The sequence below is a fragment of the Sphingopyxis flava genome (assembly GCF_900168005.1).
Lineage (GTDB): Bacteria > Pseudomonadota > Alphaproteobacteria > Sphingomonadales > Sphingomonadaceae > Sphingopyxis > Sphingopyxis flava.
Genome location: NZ_FUYP01000008.1, coordinates 1 through 18045 on the forward strand (window position 1 = coordinate 1; position 18045 = coordinate 18045).

At 64.3% G+C, this 18045-nt stretch carries 12 protein-coding genes and 1 tRNA gene; 7 read left to right on the top strand and 6 right to left on the bottom strand.

What is annotated here, in order from left to right:
* Positions 1–231: 231 nt before the first annotated feature.
* Positions 232–306: transfer RNA gene (locus tag B5X69_RS07960), tRNA-Gly, on the bottom strand.
* Positions 307–481: 175 nt separating this feature from the next.
* Here B5X69_RS07960 and B5X69_RS07965 point away from each other — a divergent pair.
* Positions 482–1393 (top strand): tetratricopeptide repeat protein, encoded by a 912-nt coding sequence (locus tag B5X69_RS07965; protein WP_079638188.1) that lies wholly within the window; start codon positions 482–484, stop codon positions 1391–1393.
* On the top strand, positions 1393–2043 hold the full coding sequence (locus tag B5X69_RS07970) for an LON peptidase substrate-binding domain-containing protein (protein ID WP_079638189.1): 651 nt from the start codon (positions 1393–1395) through the stop codon (positions 2041–2043). Before B5X69_RS07965 ends, B5X69_RS07970 begins: the two co-directional genes overlap by 1 nt.
* Before the next feature lie 34 nt (positions 2044–2077).
* Here B5X69_RS07970 and B5X69_RS07975 read toward each other — a convergent pair whose 3' ends face one another.
* Positions 2078–3307: an FAD-dependent monooxygenase gene (locus tag B5X69_RS07975; RefSeq protein WP_079638190.1), complete on the bottom strand. Its 1230-nt coding sequence runs from the start codon at positions 3305–3307 to the stop codon at positions 2078–2080.
* 122 nt (positions 3308–3429) lie between these two features.
* Between B5X69_RS07975 and B5X69_RS07980 the strand changes: the two genes are divergently transcribed.
* The 4 genes from B5X69_RS07980 (at position 3430) to ribA (ending at position 8724) form a co-directional block, all read left to right on the top strand.
* Positions 3430–5742 carry an FtsK/SpoIIIE family DNA translocase gene (locus B5X69_RS07980; RefSeq protein ID WP_079638191.1) on the top strand — a complete coding sequence of 771 codons (2313 nt, stop codon included), beginning with the start codon at positions 3430–3432 and terminating at the stop codon, positions 5740–5742.
* A 120-nt stretch (positions 5743–5862) separates the two neighbouring features.
* Entirely contained in the window at positions 5863–6516 is a 654-nt protein-coding gene (locus B5X69_RS07985; protein ID WP_079638192.1) for a LolA family protein, read from the top strand.
* Between the two features lie 358 nt (positions 6517–6874).
* A complete protein-coding gene (locus B5X69_RS07990; RefSeq protein WP_079638193.1) occupies positions 6875–7663 on the top strand; it encodes an exodeoxyribonuclease III in 789 nt (262 codons plus the stop codon).
* Positions 7660–8724, top strand: a complete 1065-nt coding sequence (gene ribA / locus B5X69_RS07995) for a GTP cyclohydrolase II (protein ID WP_079638194.1) — start codon at positions 7660–7662, stop codon at positions 8722–8724. Before B5X69_RS07990 ends, ribA begins: the two co-directional genes overlap by 4 nt.
* Before the next feature lie 78 nt (positions 8725–8802).
* Here the strand turns inward: ribA and B5X69_RS08000 are convergent, their stop codons facing one another.
* The 3 genes from B5X69_RS08000 to B5X69_RS08010 all read right to left on the bottom strand — a co-directional run bounded on the left by B5X69_RS08000 (position 8803) and on the right by B5X69_RS08010 (position 11311).
* Complete coding sequence (locus B5X69_RS08000; RefSeq protein ID WP_079638195.1) at positions 8803–9609, bottom strand: LytR/AlgR family response regulator transcription factor; 807 nt, start codon at positions 9607–9609, stop codon at positions 8803–8805.
* Complete coding sequence (locus tag B5X69_RS08005; RefSeq protein ID WP_079638196.1) at positions 9606–10730, bottom strand: sensor histidine kinase; 1125 nt, start codon at positions 10728–10730, stop codon at positions 9606–9608. Before B5X69_RS08005 ends, B5X69_RS08000 begins: the two co-directional genes overlap by 4 nt.
* A 62-nt stretch (positions 10731–10792) precedes the next feature.
* Positions 10793–11311, bottom strand: coding sequence for a winged helix-turn-helix transcriptional regulator (locus tag B5X69_RS08010; RefSeq protein WP_079638197.1), 519 nt, complete (start codon positions 11309–11311; stop codon positions 10793–10795).
* A 196-nt stretch (positions 11312–11507) separates the two neighbouring features.
* Between B5X69_RS08010 and B5X69_RS08015 the strand changes: the two genes are divergently transcribed.
* Positions 11508–13601, top strand: a complete 2094-nt coding sequence (locus B5X69_RS08015) for a RelA/SpoT family protein (protein ID WP_079638198.1) — start codon at positions 11508–11510, stop codon at positions 13599–13601.
* Positions 13602–13758: 157 nt separating this feature from the next.
* Here the strand turns inward: B5X69_RS08015 and B5X69_RS08020 are convergent, their stop codons facing one another.
* The gene (locus B5X69_RS08020) at positions 13759–18045 is read right to left on the bottom strand and encodes a hypothetical protein (protein WP_079638199.1); all 4287 of its coding nucleotides are present in this window, start codon (positions 18043–18045) and stop codon (positions 13759–13761) included.

An 18045-nucleotide genomic window follows, 5' to 3' on the forward strand; every position in this document is an offset into this window, starting at 1 on the left:
ACAACTACCGCTTGCGCGTGCTCGCTCTTTGCGGTTGGAATGGCGTCATCAATCGGGTCTGATCCACCCTCATCCCCCGTTCACGGGGAAGAGCCCGCGTTCGGCTTCCGAAACTTTCACAACTACCGCTTGCGCGTGCTCGCTCTTTGCGGTTGGAATGGCGTCATCAATCGGGTCTGATCCACCCTCATCCCCCGTTCACGGGGAAGAGCCTGATTTTGTTACCATTCCTGGAGCGGGCGAAGGGATTCGAACCCTCGACCCCAACCTTGGCAAGGTTGTGCTCTACCCCTGAGCTACGCCCGCTCTGGCGGCTGGCGACCGGGTGGGTGCCAGCGGGTGAGGCGCGCGATTAGCACCGGCTTTTGGAGTCGGCAAGCCCTCATTGTGCTTTTCGTGTCTCGAAGGCGCGAAGGGTTGGCATTGACGCCTCAATTCCCACATAAGCGAGCGAACCGCATAGCAAGGGAGCAATCACATCGTGGCCACACTTGGTCTGAACCCGCAGGAAAAGGAAGCGGTCGAGGCATTCCGCCGCGACGTCGTCGAGCCCTCGATGAAGAAGCTCGTCATCCTCGATTTCTGGGCGGAATGGTGCGGCCCGTGCAAACAGCTCGCGCCGATCCTTGAAAAGGTCGCGGCTGATTACGCCGACAAGGGCGTCATGCTTGCGAAGGTCGATGTCGATGCGAATCGCTTCATCGCGGGGCAGTTTCAGGTCCAGTCGATCCCGACCGTCTATGCAATTTTTCAGGGGCAGCCCGTCGCAAATCTCACCAATGCTCGGACCGAAAGCCAGCTGAAGTCGGTCCTCGACCAGCTTCTCGCGCAGCTTCCCATCGAGAGCGATGCGAGCGCCCGCGCGGTCGAGATTGCGCCTTTGATCGAAATGGGCGAAAATGTCCTCGCCGAGGGCGACGGCCCGCGCGCGGCGAGCATCTTCACGCAAATCCTCGACATGGCGCCCGATAATGCCGCGGCGCATGGCGGGCTCATCCGCTCGCTCCTTGCGGCGGGCGAGGCCGAGGCGGCGCAGGCCGCCCTCGATGCCGTTCCCGACGCGCTTTCTGGCGACCCCGCGATTGCGCAGGCGAAGAGCGCGGTAGCGCTCGCCGCCGATGCGCCCGATGCGAGCGAACTTGCAGCGCTCGAAGCCGCGGTCGCGGCGAATGGCGAGGATCACCAGGCGCGCTTTGACCTTGCCGTCGCTCAGATTGGCGCAGGGCAGCGCGACGCGGCCGCTGACAATCTGCTCGGCATCGTCGAGGCCGACCGCGAGTGGCAGGAGGGCGCCGCACGCACCAAGCTGCTCGAACTCTTCGAAGCCGTGGGGCTTGAAGATCCCTGGGTTGCGGCGCAGCGCCGCCGCTTGTCGCTCATTCTGTTCGGCTGATGAGCGAGGCTGCGCCCCTGACCATCCAGCGGATCGCGATCTTTCCGCTGCCCGGTGCAGTGCTGTTTCCGGGGCTGCACCTGCCGCTCCATATCTTCGAGCCGCGCTACAAGGCGATGGTGCAGGAAGTGCTGGCACGCGACCGTCAGATTGGAATGATCCAGCCGCGGCAGATTGCGGGCGAGGAAAGCCGCGAGCCGCCGGCTCTCTACGATGTCGGGTGCGTCGGACGCATCGTCGATGTCGAGGCGCTCGAAGAGGGCCGCTTCAACCTGATTCTCGAGGGCGTCGCGCGGTTCCGCGTGCGCCGCGAGCTCGACGTCACCACGCCCTTTCGCCAGGTCGAGGCCGAGATCGAGACCGAGGTCGAAACCGATGCCGTCCTGTCGAGCATCGAACGCGCCAGCCTCGAACGCGAAGCGAAGCGCTTTGCGGCGCGGCAGGGCTATGTTGTCGACTGGGATTCGGTCGGTCAGCTCGACGATGCGACGCTCGTCAACGGTATCGCACAGGTCGCCCCTTTCGATGCGGCGGCGAAACAGGCGCTGCTCGAAGCGACGCCGATCGAGGCGCGTGCCGAGCTCGTTATCCAGCTCATGCAGTTTTTCGGCCGCTTCGACGGCGACGACGGGCGCGCGACGCTTCAATAGTCGGGCAGCATCGCCCGCGCCGCTGCCCGCTGACCTAAATTTCCGCCCCCGCGAGCAGCCGGGGAAGGTCGCCCGATTCGCCCCTCGCTTCGTCCATGAAGAAGCGCTTGAGCGTGGGTAGCCGCTGCACCGCGCCCAGCCCCGCGCGCCGGACGGCCGAGGCGGCACGCCCGGGGACACCGAAGAGGCGGGTCAGACCATCGGTTGCAAGACTGACCATCAGATTGTCGAGCCCGCGCCAGTGCTGGTAACGCGCGAGGAGAGCCGCGTCGCCGAGGTCGAGCCCGAGCCGCGCGCCGTCGACGAGTACTTCGGCGAGCGCTGCGACGTCGCGAAGGCCAAGGTTGAGCCCTTGCCCCGCAATCGGATGGATGCCGTGCGCTGCGTCGCCGACGAGCGCGATCCGGTCGGTCACGATCTTTGCGCTGTGGTGGAAACCGAGCGGATAGGTCATCCGCGGCGCCACCAGCTCCATGCTGCCAAGCAGGCCGCCAGCGCGCTTTTCGAGCTCGGCGATGAACCCCCTGTCCCCCAGCTTGGCAAAGGCGGGTCCTTCTTTTTCCGAAACCGTCCAGACAAAGGCCGAGCGGTGCCGCCCCACGGCATCGTCGACGAGCGGGAGCAGGGCAAAGGGGCCTGAGGGGAAGAAGATTTCATGCGCGACATGATCGTGCGGGCGGGCGTGCGCGACCGCGCCGATCATCGCGTGATGATGATAGGACCAGCTCGCGATGCTGAACCCAGCTTCGTCGCGCGTCGGCGAGCGGCGTCCCTCAGCAACGATGAGGAGCGGCGCAGCGAGGCGCTTGTCGTCTGCGAGCGTCAGTGTGACGCCGTGGGCATCGACCGCCCGCGCGGTGACCTTCGCGGGCATGTGGAGCCGGACAAGGGGCGCATCGGCAATCGCGGCGGCGAGCGCGACGCGGAGCTCGCGATTCTCGATCATCATGCCAAGCGCCGGGTCGTCGCCGCGGGTCACGAAATCGAGTTCGCCCGCCTGCCCGCCGTCGCTGACCTTGATCGCGCGGATCGCGCAGCCATGACCTGCGAGCCGGTCGGCGAGCCCCAGTACCTTGAACATCTGCCATGTCGCACTCGCGATCGCCGAGGCACGGCCGTCAAAGCCGGGCGCGATCGTTGCCACAGGGTCGGCAGGATCGACGACCTGCGAGGAGAGGCCGTGATGCGCAAGCGCGAGGGCGAGCGTTTGACCGACAAGGCCACCGCCCGAGATCAGGACATCGCTGCGCTGCGTTTCGGTCATGAATGCGCCCTAGCCCGCCAGGACGCCCTTGGGAAGCGGGGAGGCGGGCCGAGCCGCGCTTGACGGCGAGTCCGGCGCATGCGCATATCGCCGGGACCAACTGCATTGGGGACCGATTTCGCATGGCAAGCCGCAAGGCCGCGACCGCAAAGGCCGATTGGCGCACCGTATTCCGCGCGAGCATCGCTCGCTCGCTGGTTATCGGAGCGGCGGCGGCGCTCGCTCTGTTCACCCTGTTCTTGACCCTGGCGCTCATCACGCACGACAGCACAGATGCCGCGATTCACACTGCGGCGGGCGGCAATCCCTCGAACTGGATGGGAAATGCGGGAGCGTGGTTTGCCGACCTCCTGCTGTTTGTTGGCGGCGTTCCTGTCGTGCTGCTGTTGCCGCTTTTGGGGATCATGGCATGGCGGCTCTGGGCCGGAACGCCGCAGCCCTATTGGAAGCGCCAGCTCTTCTTCATGCTCGTTGCCATTTCGCTCGTCGGGCTAGGCGCGCAGCTTTGGGCACCCGACAGCGACGCGCCGCTTCCCGCGGGCTGGGGCGGCATCGTCCCGCTGATTCTTGGAAATGCCCTCGCGCCGCTGTTCGACCGCGCGGGCGAGCCGGCCGCCGCCTTGATCCGCATCGCGGCCATCCTGCTCTTCCTCATCGTGGGGCTCTGGCTCGCCGAGCGCGCCTTGCGGCTCGAAAAAGGGTGGGCGAGCCGCTTGCGTCTCCCGGAAGCCGAGAGCAGGAGCACGGCCGTTCCCGCGACCGCTCAATCGCCGGCAGAACGCACGCCGAACCTCATGGACCGCGTCGTGCGCCCGCGTCCGCGCGCCGAGCCGAGCGACCGCGCGCCGCCCGAGATTGCGGAGCCCGTGCAGCGTTCGCAGCCTTCCAAGCCCAAGGCGAAGCCCCAGACCGAGCTCTTCACCCACTATCAGCTCCCGTCGATCGACCTGCTCGCCGCGCCGCCCGAAGGTCCCTCGGGACAGATCGACAAGGCGGGGCTCGAACGCAACGCGCGGCTACTCGAATCGGTCCTCGAGGATTTCCAGGTCAAGGGCGTCATCACCGCGGTTCGCCCGGGCCCGGTCGTCACTATGTACGAGCTTGAACCTGCGCCGGGCACGAAGGCGAGCCGCGTGTCGAACCTTGCCGACGACATCGCGCGCAACATGTCGGCGCTATCGGCGCGCATCGCGCCGATCCCGGGCCGCACCGTCATCGGCATCGAGCTGCCCAACGCGCACCGCGAGCCCGTCGTGCTCCAGGAAATGATTGGCAGCCAGCTCTTCCAGGATCAGACGGGGGCGCTTCCGATCATCCTTGGGAAGAATATCAGCGGCGATCCCGTCATCGCCGACCTTGCGCCGATGCCGCACCTGCTGATTGCGGGCACGACCGGATCGGGCAAGTCGGTCGGTCTCAATGCGATGATCCTCTCGCTTCTCTATCGTCTCGGCCCTGACCAGGTGAAGATGATCATGATCGACCCCAAGATGCTGGAACTCAGCGTCTATGACGGTATCCCCCATCTCCTTGCTCCCGTGGTCACCGAGCCCAAGAAGGCGATCCGTGCGCTCAAATGGGCGGTCGAGCAGATGGAGGACCGTTACCGGATGATGTCATCGCTGTCGGTCCGCAACCTTGCAGGCTACAACGACAAGGTCCGCGCCGCGCTCGCCAAGGGCAAATCGCTCGGACGCCGCGTCCAGACCGGCTATGATCCCGACACCGGCCAGCCGGTCTATGAGGAAGAAACACTCGACTATCAGCCGCTGCCGCAGATCGTCGTTGTCGTCGACGAGCTTGCCGACCTCATGATGACCGCGGGCAAGGAGGTCGAGTTCCTGATCCAGCGGCTGGCGCAGAAGGCGCGCGCCGCGGGCATCCACCTCATCCTCGCAACGCAGCGTCCGTCGGTGGACGTCATCACCGGCGTCATCAAGGCGAATTTGCCGACCCGCATCAGCTTCAACGTCACCTCGAAGATCGACAGCCGTACGATCCTCGGCGAAGCGGGCGCCGAACAGCTGCTTGGCAAGGGCGACATGCTCTACGTGCCCGGCGGCAAGCAGATTACACGCATCCACGGTCCCTTCGTCTCCGACGACGAGGTGCGTGCGGTCGCCGATCACTGGCGCGGACAAGGCCAGCCCGACTATGTCGAAAGCGTGACCGAGGATCCCGAGGACGGCGGTTTCGCGATGGAGGGCGCGCCCGCCGGCGGCGACAGCGCCGAGGACCGCATGTATGCAAAGGCATGCCAGATCGTCGTCGACAGTCAGAAGGCGTCGACGAGCTGGCTCCAGCGCCAATTGCGCATCGGTTACAACAGCGCGGCGCGGCTCATCGAACGGATGGAAGACGAAGGCCTCGTGAGCCCGCCCAATCATGTCGGGCGGCGCGACGTGCTGACCGACCAATATGGCCAGCCGCGCTGACGGGGGAGGGGAACCAACAGCGGTTTCGCGGCTTGAACCTCTCCCAACGCCGGGTTCAGCGCGCATTCAAAGCCGCAAGAGCATCTCCGGCACGACAGAGCCATTAAAACGAGAGTCCCCATGAACCTGACCCCTTCCCGCAAAAGCCTGGCCCGCATCGCCGCCTGGACGCTCGCGCCCTCCGCGGCCGCGGGGCTCATCTTTGCAGCCCCCGTTCTTGCTGAGGCGCCGAGCGCGCTCGCCGCGGTGCAGGCGCACCTTAAGAACACGAGTTCGATGACCGCCGATTTCGTCCAGACCGACCGCAAAGGCCAGCGCCTCAGCGGTACGTTGACCCTGAAGCGTCCGGGCAAGATCCGCTTCCAATATCAAAAGGGCGTGCCCTTGCTCATCGTCGGCGACGGCAGGCGTCTGACGATGATCGATTATGAGGTGAAGCAGGTGCAAAGCTGGCCGGTGAAGAATTCGCCGCTCGGCGCGCTGCTCGATCCCGACCGCGATCTCAGCAAATATGCCAAAGTCCTGCCAACCGGGAGTGACGGGGTGATCAGCGTCGAGGTCAAGGATCCCAAGCGCCCCGAATATGGTACGATCACAATGGTGTTCCTGCGCGATGGCAGCGCCCCGGGCGGGCTGCGCCTGCGCGGCTGGGTCGCGCTCGACTCGCAGAACAACCGCACCCGGATCGATCTCAGCAACCAAAAGTTCAACGTCGCGGTCGCCGATTCCGCCTTCCGCTGGACCGACCCGCGGCCGAAGACCCGCGGGCGCTGACTGCTTCGGCTCTGCGATCTTTGTACCGACGCCGGTCCCCCCAAAAGTGGGGCCGGCGTTCGACGAATGACACGCTGAAGCCGACGAACGGTCGTCGGACAGCCTGCGGGCGGCTCTCGTTCAGCTTGGCGACAGGCAAAGCGGGCTATTGAAACTCTCGAAGGCGCCGACACGGTCCCCGGCTTTGGGTTTCCCCCTGTTGCCCCACCCGGACGGCCAGGTGTCTTCACTCAAGAGCGTGACGAACGCTGACCTTGAACCCCCGTTCCACCGCCCCTGGGACGGGGGTTTATGATTCGCGTCCTCGCGCGTTGCAGCGCCATTGCGAAGGCCGACCCGCGCCGATAGAGCCGACGGCATGACAAGTATCGCGTCCTGGAACATCAACAGCGTCCGCGCTCGTCTCGGCATCGTCGAGAAATTCTTGCGCGAGGAAGCACCTGACATCCTCTGCCTTCAGGAAACCAAGGTCGAATGTGGCCTGTTTCCCAAGGCGATGTTCGAGGCGCTCGGCTACACCCACATCGTTACCAACGGCCAGCGCATGCATCACGGCGTCGCGATCGTCAGCCGGGTGCCCCTTGCTGATGTGCGCCAATATGACTGGCAGGCGAATGGCGAGGCGCGCCATGTCGGGGTGACGCTCCCGTCGGGCGTGCGGCTCGACAATGTCTATATTCCCGCGGGCGGCGACATTCCCGACCGCAATCTCAATCCAAAATTCGGGCAGAAGCTCGACTTTTTCGGCCGCATGACCGAATGGGCGGGAGCGCTCGCGGGGGCGCCGACCGTGCTCACGGGCGATTTCAACGTCGCGCCGCTCGAAAGCGATGTTTGGAACCACAAGGCGCTGCTCGACGTGGTCAGCCATACGCCGATCGAGGTCGATACGCTGGCGCGGCTTCAGGCAGCGGCCGACTGGGTCGATCTCGGCCGTCACTTCATCGCGCCGCCGACCCCGCTCTATACCTGGTGGAGCTACCGGGCGAAGGACTGGGAGGCGTCGAACCGCGGCCGCCGCCTCGATCATATGTGGGTGACGCCTGCGCTCAAGGAGCAGGCGATGGCGCACCGCGTTGTCCAGCCTGCGCGAAGCTGGGAGCGACCCTCGGACCATATTCCGCTGGTGACGGAGTTTTCCTTTTGAGCGACGCGGCCGGCGAGGGCGCCCGCCGGGCGGCGCGCGCGATCGACGCGCTGCGCCGCGGCTGGCCGCTGCGCGTCGCGGCTCCTGACGGCGCGCTCGATCTGCTGGCGGTCGAGAGCGCGCGCGATGCAGCGCTTACCGGATTCGCGAGCCGCGACGTGCTGCTTTCGGGCGAGCGCGCCGTAACCTTGAAGCTCACCAATCAGCGCGCGGCGGCAACGCCCGGGCCGGTGCGACTCGCAGGCGCGGCGGCGAGTGTCGCCGAGGCGCTCGCGATCGCCGACCCGGCGCTCGATCTTGCGCATCCTTTCAAGGGTCCGTTTCGCACCGTAGCGACCGGCGGCGAGGCCGCCGCGGCCGCCGCGATGACGATGGCGCGCCACGCGGGACTTCTTCCTGCCTTCTTCGTCCGGGAAGCGGTGGGCGCGGCCGAAACCGAATGCGCTGCAGAGGATGTGGCGATGCTGCTCGATCCCGCGCGGCTCGAGATTGCCGCGCGGGCCCGGTTGCCCGTCGAGACCAGCGAGACGGGCGAAATTGTCGCCTTCCGCAGTCCGGAAGAAGCGTCGGATCATGTCGCGCTCGTGATCGGACAGCGCGACGGTCGCCCCCCGGTCGTGCGGCTCCACAGCGAGTGCCTGACCGGCGACGTCTTCGGCAGTCTCAAATGCGATTGCGGACCGCAGCTTCACGCCGCGCTCCACGCGATGGCCGATGCGCCGTGGGGCGTGCTCCTATATCTGCGGCAAGAAGGGCGCGGAATCGGTCTCGTCAACAAGCTGCGCGCCTACGCTCTCCAGGACCAGGGCCATGATACGGTCGATGCCAATCTTCGCCTCGGCTTTCCCGTCGAGGCGCGCGATTTCGCGATCGCGGCGCGAATGCTTGAACTCCTCAACATTCCGCGCATCCGATTGATGACGAATAACCCGGAAAAGGTCGCGCGGCTCGAGCGAGAAGACATCGCGGTCATCGAGCGGATTCCGCTCGCCCTGCCGACAAATCCGCATAACGCGCAATATCTCGCCACGAAGCGCGACCGGACGGGGCATCAACTTTAAAAAGGCGCGCGATCGCGCGCCAACGCGCGCTACTCGCTACGGCGCACCCTGGCGGGAAAACGGTCTTGGCTTGCCGGCTTAATGGACGAACCGCGCAACCACGTCGCGATAGCTGCGGCTGACCTTCACCTGCGCTCCCGAACCCAGGATGAGGAAGCATTCGCCGTTGGTGTGCGGCTTGACCTGCTTGACCTGGCTCAGATTGACGATCGTCGAGCGATGAACGCGCTGGAAGTTGCGCGGGTCGAGCCTTTTTTCGAGGTCCTTCATCGTCTCGCGAAGGATCAGGCTGTTATCGGCGGTATAGATGCACATATAGTCGCCCGCAGCGTCGATGCGTTCGATGCTGTCGACGTCGACGCGAAAAATCTGCCCGCGGTCCTTGATGTTGATCATCTTCTCGTAGCGGTCGGCCGCGTGCGCATCGGGGGCCGCCTCGCCCTCGAATTCCTCGGCCGCCTCGGGTGCCACCTCGGCGAGAACGCTTTTCAGCCGCTCGACTTCGGCCACGCCGCGCTTCTCGGCGAGGCGCTGGCGCACGCGGTCCAATGCATCGGCGAGCCGTTCGGTCTCCACGGGCTTGACCAGATAATCGACCGCCTGCGCCTCGAAGGCACGTATGGCATGGTCGGAGTAGGCGGTGACGAACACGACAAGCGGGGGTTCGACCTCCATCAGCCCCTGGATCACCGAAAAGCCGTCAAACCCCGGCATCTGGATGTCGAGGAAGACAAGGTCGGGCTTGTGGGTTTTGATCTTGCGGATGGCCTCGCGGCCATTCTGGGCGGTGTCGACCACCTCGACATCCGGATGCGCTTCGAGCCGCAGCTGCAGGCCCTGGGTCGCCAATTTTTCATCATCCACGAGGATGGTTCTAATCGTCATGTCTGTCCGGTTCCAATCGTCGCTTGTCCATCGGGCTGAAACGGAAATTCGATTCGGACCGTGAAGCCGCCATCGGCGCCGGATTGCGCCTCGAACCGCTGCTGGTCACCGAAAGCCTGTGCGAGCCGGTCCCTGATATTGGCTAAACCCACACCCGTCGATTCCGTTGCATTCCCTGTCGTGGGGTCGCCGCCCCCCGCTGACAATCCCGCCCCCGTGTCGGACACGGTAATCCGGACGTTTTCACCGGCAAGCTGCGCCGAAATGGTAATATCGGCGCCTTCTTCCTGCGGCGTTACTGCATATTTGATCGCATTTTCGATAAGGGGCTGGAGTAAGAGCGAGGGCAATCGCGCGCGCGCGACCGCTGGATCGATCGCAAAATGCGGGCGCAGCCGGTCCTCGAAGCGCATCTTCTCGATGTCGAGATAGAGCTTCAGCGTTTCGATCTCCTGCGCCAGCGTCACCTGCGCGGTCGGTTCGTTGGCGAGCGTATAGCGCAAGAAGGCGGACAGCCGCGACAGCATCGCGTTCGCAGGCCCCGCCTGCTTTAGAAGCACGAGAGTCGAAATGCTGTTGAGCGTGTTGAACAGGAAATGCGGGTTGAGCTGGTAGCGCAGCATCGCAAGCTGCGCTGAGGCCGCCTGCGTCTCGAGACGGAGCACGCGGTCATTCTGTTCTTCAAGCTGGAGAAAATAGTTGATTGCAAAATAGAGCGCCGACCAGGCGGCGAGCGATGTCGCATCGACATAGACGAGCGCGAGCAAAAGCCCCGTCAGGCCCGACTCGCTCTTGGGGTTGACGACTTGCAGAACCCAGGCATCGATGAAGGCCCAAAGCGCTGCTGCGACCGCCATCAATCCGAAGCTTGCGCTCCACATCAGAATTGGCGGCCGGTTGATAAGAGCGCGATAACAGACCGACAGGAGCAACGTCAGCGAGAATCCGGTGATTGCCGAGACAACCACGGGAACGAGGAAGGAGACCGATTGTCCTCCGGCGAGCCCCGAAACGCCGCGCAGGCCGAGCCACGCGACCCAGCCCAGAATCTGGAGGTTCCAAAAGGCGCGGACCTTGTTGCCGAAAAAGGGGCCCGGCGAGGTCAATCCGAAGAATGGCATGGAGACGGCTCGCGTTACCCTGCTTCAGCGGCCCGGCGCGGACCGCCGGACAACGTCCGCGATCATTCCGCCGCGACCGGCGTCATGCGGTCGCTGCGCACGCGCGCCTGACCGAGAGGTTGCAGTTCCGAGCGGTGCTTCCAGACGAGTTCCTTGTAGCCAAGCGGGCGCCCGTCGTGCGCGGTAATCGTGACGGGGCCGATCGGCTGTTCGTCGCGCACATCGACAAGCACCGGAGTGGACGGCACGCCCGCACCCCATTTCTCGCCCCACTGGCGCAGCGCGATCATTGCCGGTAGCAGTTCGATGCCCTTTTCGGTGAGCTGGTAGTGCACCTTGCGCCGATCTTCGGCCATCACCTCGCGCGCCATGATGCCATGGTCGACCAGCCGCGACAGCCGGTTCGAGAGGATGTTGCGCGCAATGCCGAGTTCCTGCTGGAACTCCTCGAAATGATGGACGCCGTTGAAAGCGGCGCGAAGGATCATGAACGACCATCGTTCGCCCATCGCCTCGAGCGCGAGCGGCAGTGCGCAATTGCCGCCATCGAGATCATTCAACACTTCGCGTAATTTTCCCATGGGCCAAGCCCTAACCCATTTCCGCTTCAACGCCAAAAATTTTGTCATCGGCCCCTACGGCGTGCGCGCGGCTCGGGGCCTTATCGCGCGCCCACATCGCTTCCAACGATGTTAACCAAGGCAGCGTATGCGAGGGAGATGCACGGGGGCCAAGTTTCGCATTGCATTTGGAGCGCGAGCGACGACATTGGAAGCGATGCTCAGGCAGTATGAACTTGTCGAGCGCGTTCGCGCTTATGATCCCGACGTCGACGAGGCGTTGCTCAACCGTGCCTACGTCTTCACAGTCCAGAAGCACGGTAGCCAGAAGCGTGCCTCGGGCGACCCCTATTTCAGCCATCCTGTCGAAGTTGCAGGAATTTTGACCGACCTTCATCTCGACAGCGAAACGATCGTGACGGCGCTTCTTCACGATACGCTCGAGGATACGCTGACGACGCCTGAGGAGATCGAGCGGCTGTTCGGCGGCGACGTCGGACGCCTTGTCGACGGGGTGACCAAGCTCAGCAAGATCGAGGCACAGACCGAGAATGAGCGGGCGGCGGAGAATCTGCGCAAATTCCTGCTCGCCATGTCGGACGACATTCGCGTCTTGCTGGTCAAACTTGCCGACCGGCTGCACAATATGCGCACGCTCCATTTCATCAAGAATCCGGAAAAGCGCCGCCGCATCGCCAAGGAGACGATGGATATCTATGCCCCGCTCGCCGAGCGGATCGGCATGTATGAATATATGCGTGAGATGCAGCTTCTTGCCTTCCGCGAGCTCGAGCCCGAAGCCTATGCCACAATTACCGGCCGCCTTGCTAAGCTGACCGCTGGCGGCAAGGACAAGGTTGCGGCGATCAGCCGCGAATTCAAGGAGCTGCTCGCGAAGAACGGCATCGACGCCGAGGTCTCGGGACGAGAGAAGCACCCCTATTCGATCTGGCGCAAGATGCAGGAGCGCCACGTCAGCTTCGAGCAGGTCACCGACATTATCGCCTTTCGCATCGTGACCCCAACCGATGCCGATTGCTATGCGGCGCTCGGCCTCATTCATCGCAAGTGGAAAATGGTCCCCGGCCGCTTTAAGGATTATATCTCGACGCCGAAGCGCAACGGCTACAAGTCACTCCACACGACAATCATGCATCAGCAGAATATGCGGATCGAAATTCAGATCCGCAGCGTCGACATGCACCAGCAGTCCGAGTTCGGGCTGGCCGCGCATTGGGCCTATAAGCAGGGAGGCTCGGCGCCCGATGGACAGGCGGGGTGGATCCGCGACCTGCTCGAAATCCTCGAACAGACGCATGATCCCGACGAGTTTCTGGAAAACACGCGCATTGCGATGTACCAGGACCGGATCTTCGCCTTCACCCCCAAGGGCGTGCTGCACCAGCTTCCCAAGGGCGCAACGCCCGTCGACTTTGCCTATGCCGTTCACACCGGGCTTGGCGATCGAACCGTCGGCGCCAAGGTCAATGGAAGGCTCGTGCCGCTGCGCACGCAGCTCGCCAACGGCGACACGGTCGAGATCCTCTCGTCAGACAAGCAGGTGCCCCAGCCTGCCTGGCTCGGCTTTGCGGTCACCGGCAAGGCGCGCGCCGCGATCCGGCGCCATGTGCGCTCAAAGGAAAAGGTCGAGCTCGCCGCGCTTGGGCGCAAGATGTACGACGAGATTGCCCGCCGTCTTCCCGGCAAGATCGGCGACAAGGCGCGCGCGGCCGCAATCGAACGGCTGAAGCTTGAAGACGACACCGCGCTCTATGTCGCCATCGGCAAGCGGCAGCTAAGCGACAATGCAGTGCTCGAGGCGCTGGTGCCCGGTATCACCGCCGAGATGAAGTCCAAGCCCGGCAAGCTCAGGCAGGGGGCGGCGGTGTCGATCGAGGGGCTGACCCCCGGCGTCGCCTACAGGCTCGCCGATTGCTGCCACCCGGTGCCCGGCGACCGTATCGTCGGCCTTGCGCGACCGGACGAGGGGATCGAGGTACATGTCATCGACTGCCCGAGCCTCGCCGACGGGGTCGACGCCGACTGGATCGACCTGCGCTGGCAGGAAGACAGCGAGGGCGGCAATGCTCGCCTGTGCGTCGTCATCCTCAACGAGCCCGGAACGCTCGCGGAAATGTCGGGCATTCTTGCCGCCAACTCGGCGAATATCACCAATCTGCGTCTCTCGAATCGCGAAGGCGATTTTCATACTTATGACATTGTCGTCGAGGTCCGCGACGTTCACCATGTCATGCGCATCCTCTCGGCGCTGCGCGCGTCAGACCAGGTCGTGCAGGCCGAACGGCTCTAGAATGTTTTCAAGTCAGGTGGAATCCCCGACGACCTGGAAAACACGGTAAAACACGTCTCTAGAGTGCCGGTTTTGATTCAATCAAAACCGAACGCACTCGAGCCCCCGGCGCCTTCAATGCAGAGGAGCGCCGGGGCCCCGTCGTTCAGGACGAGGATCAGTCGGGATATTTGAGCGGCGGTCGCCAGCCGCTTTGATCGACCGCATCGCTGACCTTGTAGACCAGGCCTTTGCTGTTGAGGAACAGCTTCTCCATCTCGGGCCGGGTGAAGGGCCGCGAGCCGATGCGGCCGAAGATCGCGAGCTGCCCGCCCGTCTCGTCGACCGCGCGGTCGCGGTCGAGCCCCTTGGAGAGCGATAGCGCGGGCGCGGGCGTTTTTGCCCAGGCGATGAGCTCGGGTGTCGGCTTGGGTGAAAAGCCGTAGAGACCCGGATTGTCGGGGCTGGTGAGCTGGAGCACCTTGATACCGTTTCGCCCGTCCGCAACATAGGCGAAGAGCGAGGCATTGGTGGTTGCGACGATCACATCCTCGGCATCGATCATCGTGCCGCCGAAGGTCAGCGGGGGCGCCGCGATGGGCGTCGCGGGACGCGTGACGTCGACGATGACCAGCCCGTCCGCTTTCGCTGCCACATACATGAAGGTTCGTGCAAGATAGAGTTTGCGTGCATCCGCGAGCCGTACCGTCCCCGAGGGCACCGGCACCGGCTGGTCCATATGGGTGATGTCGAACAGCTTCACGCCCTCGGCATCGGTGACCCAGAGATAGCGGAACTGCACCGCGCTCGCCCGCGCGTCGGTAAGCGGCAGCCGCGCGGTGATCTTCGGCTCGAGCGGGACCGAGAGATCGACCACGACGAGACCGGTCTCGGCGGTGATATAGGCATAATTGCCCGCGAGCGTGATGTGCTGCGCGCCCGCGAGCATATTGTCGGGGTTCCAGGTCAGCGCGCGGGTGAGCCGGTTGTTGCGGAACTCGCCGTCAGCGAGCGTCTCGACATCGACGAGGATGAGGCCTTCGACGCTGTCGGTGATCACCGCATAGCGATAGATGGGATGCAGTGCCTGCTCCTCATTTTCCGGGAAATTCTTCCGGATAAACTCGTTGCGCGCCATGCTGATCGGTTGATTTGTGCCGATCGCCATGCAGGTTGCATTCTTCGTCTTGACGTGCGTGTCGTGCCCCAGCGGCGAGAAGGGAGCGCGAACGATGCGTTCGGAGAAGCCCTTGTTGCCGATCGAGGCGACGTCATAGACGCGAAAGCCGCCCTTGCCTTCGGCGACGAACATATATTCCCCGCGCTGCTGGAGGCAGTTTACCCGCCCGCTCGTTCCCTGAACGAAATTGTGGAATTCCTCGAGCGACCGGCTTTCGCCCGACCCCTTCTTGTCGAAGGTCTTGCCGCGCACCCAATTTTTGAGCTCACGGCCATTCTGTTCGACATGCAATTTCCAGTAGTCGGGATAGGCATAGCGCTGGAGATAGCTGCCGATCACCGCCTGCGGCTCCTCCCATTCGGTGACGCGCGTCGCCTGGAAGCCATCCTCGAGCCCCGACCAGACATTGAGGCCGACGAAATTGACGAAATTGGTGCCCAGAAGAAGAAGCTGGGACATGATCGCATTATTGTCGTCGGCCGCTGACAGGTGGCAGTCGGTGCATTGCTTGGTTTCGCTGCGCCGCACCGTGTGCGGGAAGTGCGGCGCGAAAGCCTGGCTTGAAAAGCCCGCGGCGGAAATCGGCGCCTGCTGCACATAGATGCGCTCGCGGTTGATGTTCGTCGACGACAGGACGAGCGCCGAAGACGAGCGGATCGGCGCGATGATGCCGCGCGGATTGCCGTCGGCGTCGGGCTCGCCCGGCTTGGTGAGCATGTGCCGGCCGAGCTGGAACATTTCGTCGCGCGCCACCTGCGGGTTGTAGGTGGCGAAATTGCGCGTCTCTTCCCCCTCGAAATGGTGCATCTTCGTCTTCCAGTTCGCCTCGATAGGCAAATGGCAGCCGCCGCAGCTCGTGGTCCATGACAGGTGGCAGGTAAAGCAGGCCATGCGCTCGTCGCCGTGCGCGCGGTTCTCGCGCGCGATGCCCGGCCCCCAGGCGAAGCTGCCGTCGTCGGCGCCCGAGCGCGACATCAGCTTGGCGCGCGCCGCCTTGGCGTTGAAATGGGGCCCCGGCGTCACCGCCTGCTTGACGAGGCTGACCTGCCATTCGAGCTTGGGGTCGACGATCGAACGCTGAATGAGCCCGGTGACCTCGCCATCATCGCCATATTGGAATTCGAAGCGCCGCCGCCCGTCGGGGTTGCGCAGCAAGGCAAGGTTGGTTCCCTGCGGCCGCGCTGCGACGTTCGAGGTCAAAAGGTTGGGCAGCGCATCCGCGGTGCCGTGGCAGTCCTTGCAGCCGATCTCGACCGCGTTTGCGACCTCGCCTTGAATATAGCCATTGCCGTGGCTGTCCTGCGCGAAGTGGCAATCGGCGCACTGCATCCCTTTTTCGGCGTGGATGTCCATCATATGGACGGTCTTGCCGGGGTTGAGACCCGGGGGAACGAACTTGCCCTCGACCCCCGGCCTTTCCGGATCGGCGCTCGCAAGGCAGAGATCGCGCTGCCGCACATCGCTGTAATGCGCGCAGCTCTTGCGCCATTTCTCGGGGTCACTGGGGTCGATGATATGCGCGCTATCGGTGCCGTAAGTCGCCATATTCCCCTCGGCATCGAGCAGATTGCCGCTGCGGTCGCGCTTGAAGACGCCGCGAAAATTCCAGCCGTGGCCGTGATAGTCCGCGAACTGAGTGTCCTTGTTGCTCGCGTTGACGTCATAGACGTCGCGCAGGAATTCGACATCGGACCACAGGCCGCGCGGGCTTGCTCCTTCGGGATTGCGCTCAAGCGTCCGGTGCACTTCAGCGGCGGTCGGATAGCGCTGCTGCTTGTAGGTCTTGCGATACTCCTCGTCGCTCATCCCCGGCGGACGCGGCGCACTGTTCTCGGGTCCCGGCCACAGCTGCGGGGCGTCCGATTCATAGTCCCACATCGTGTATCCAAGGTAGGAGTTCAGGAAGATGTTGGGCTGGTGCATGTGGCAATTCATGCACTGGGCGGTCGGAATCGCACGGGTGAAAGCGTGGATGATCGGATGACCCGATTCGCCGCGCGGCTTCACCGGCGCCCCCTCCGCGGCATCCGCGGGGTCAATGAGGGCGCCGTGCCCCTCTGCGGAAGGCGCATGCGCGGCCGCTTTGGCGTGCCCGCTGCCGTGGCCGCCGTCGTCCGGCTTCCATGTCTTGCCTGCGATCGCAGGATCGACCGTTGCGGTCTCGCCGTCGCGGCCGAAGGCGGCATAGGTCAGGCTGTGCCGCGGCTCGCGGTCGTTGGCGTAGATGACATGGCAGCCCGCGCAGCCCGACTGGCGATAGTCGCCGGGCTGGTCGTTGGTCCCCATGAACCACATATAGGGATCGTTGAGCCGCGTCTTGTGGATGTTGAGCACCGCGATCGCGATGCGCAGCCCAGTGCCCGGGCCGCGGTTCGACTGCTTGAGGTCGGGACGTCCGGGCTCTTCAAGCCGCTGGATGCTTCCGGTCGGATTGGGCAGGCCGATCTCGGGGAACTGCGTGTTGATGTTGCGTCCGCCGCGTTCGAAGACGCGAAACACGTCGCTCGGCGGCATCACGCTCCAACGCGGCAGCGGATAGAGCCGCGCGAGCGCGCCGCGCTTTGTCTCGCTGTCGGAGAGGATCTTCTCTGACGCAAAACTCGGCTTGCACGCCTCCTTATACTCTTCTGCGCTCAGCAAAGAGGAGGGGGAGAGGAGGCACGCCGGCTCGCCGGTCCGCGTATAGGCTTCGCCGAAGATCGACTTCTTGAAGGGAACGATGCCATTGTTATAGGCGCCGCCCGCCCAGAACATCGCTGCGGTCGACATCAAGGAACGCTCGGCGGCCTCGATGATCTCGAGGTGACACGCGCCGCAGGCCTCGCGCGCGACCCGGTAGTCGCTCGGATTGACGAAGCGGATATATTCGGGCGCTTCCTTGTTGAGGAGCGTGTAGCTCCGCTTCGGGTTCGCCGACGTCTCCCCCCACGCGCCGGGAAGCGTTGGCTGCGGATGCGCGCGCTTCATCACCGCCTTGTTCGAGGGGGCCTCATAGCCGAGCTTCGGGTCGCCAAATTCGCGCGCGTCCCCGCCGTGGCAGTCGGTGCAGCCGAGCCGGACCGCGGGGGTTGCGTGCATCGTGGGCCGATCGGTGCGGACATGGCAGCTGTAACAGCCTTCCGACTTTGCCATCATCTCGGCCTCGCTCTGCTCGCGCGGTGCAGGCGGGGTGAAGCGATATTCGACCTTGACCGGCTTTTCCTCTTCGGATGCGCGGACCATTTGCGCGGCAAAGGCCAGCGACATCAGCAGGAAGGCGGCGAAGGCGAAGAGCTTGCGGTGCAT

What these genes read in the sequence shown, in the direction of transcription:
- B5X69_RS07970 (WP_079638189.1), top strand. Translation starts at nt 1,393, where the DNA reads ATGAGCGAGGCTGCGCCCCTGACCATCCAGCGGATCGCGATCTTTCCG.
- B5X69_RS07975 (WP_079638190.1), bottom strand. Translation starts at nt 3,307, where the DNA reads ATGACCGAAACGCAGCGCAGCGATGTCCTGATCTCGGGCGGTGGCCTT.
- B5X69_RS07980 (WP_079638191.1), top strand. Translation starts at nt 3,430, where the DNA reads ATGGCAAGCCGCAAGGCCGCGACCGCAAAGGCCGATTGGCGCACCGTA.
- B5X69_RS07985 (WP_079638192.1), top strand. Translation starts at nt 5,863, where the DNA reads ATGAACCTGACCCCTTCCCGCAAAAGCCTGGCCCGCATCGCCGCCTGG.
- B5X69_RS07990 (WP_079638193.1), top strand. Translation starts at nt 6,875, where the DNA reads ATGACAAGTATCGCGTCCTGGAACATCAACAGCGTCCGCGCTCGTCTC.
- B5X69_RS08000 (WP_079638195.1), bottom strand. Translation starts at nt 9,609, where the DNA reads ATGACGATTAGAACCATCCTCGTGGATGATGAAAAATTGGCGACCCAG.
- B5X69_RS08005 (WP_079638196.1), bottom strand. Translation starts at nt 10,730, where the DNA reads ATGCCATTCTTCGGATTGACCTCGCCGGGCCCCTTTTTCGGCAACAAG.
- B5X69_RS08010 (WP_079638197.1), bottom strand. Translation starts at nt 11,311, where the DNA reads ATGGGAAAATTACGCGAAGTGTTGAATGATCTCGATGGCGGCAATTGC.
- B5X69_RS08015 (WP_079638198.1), top strand. Translation starts at nt 11,508, where the DNA reads ATGCTCAGGCAGTATGAACTTGTCGAGCGCGTTCGCGCTTATGATCCC.
- B5X69_RS08020 (WP_079638199.1), bottom strand. Translation starts at nt 18,045, where the DNA reads ATGCACCGCAAGCTCTTCGCCTTCGCCGCCTTCCTGCTGATGTCGCTG.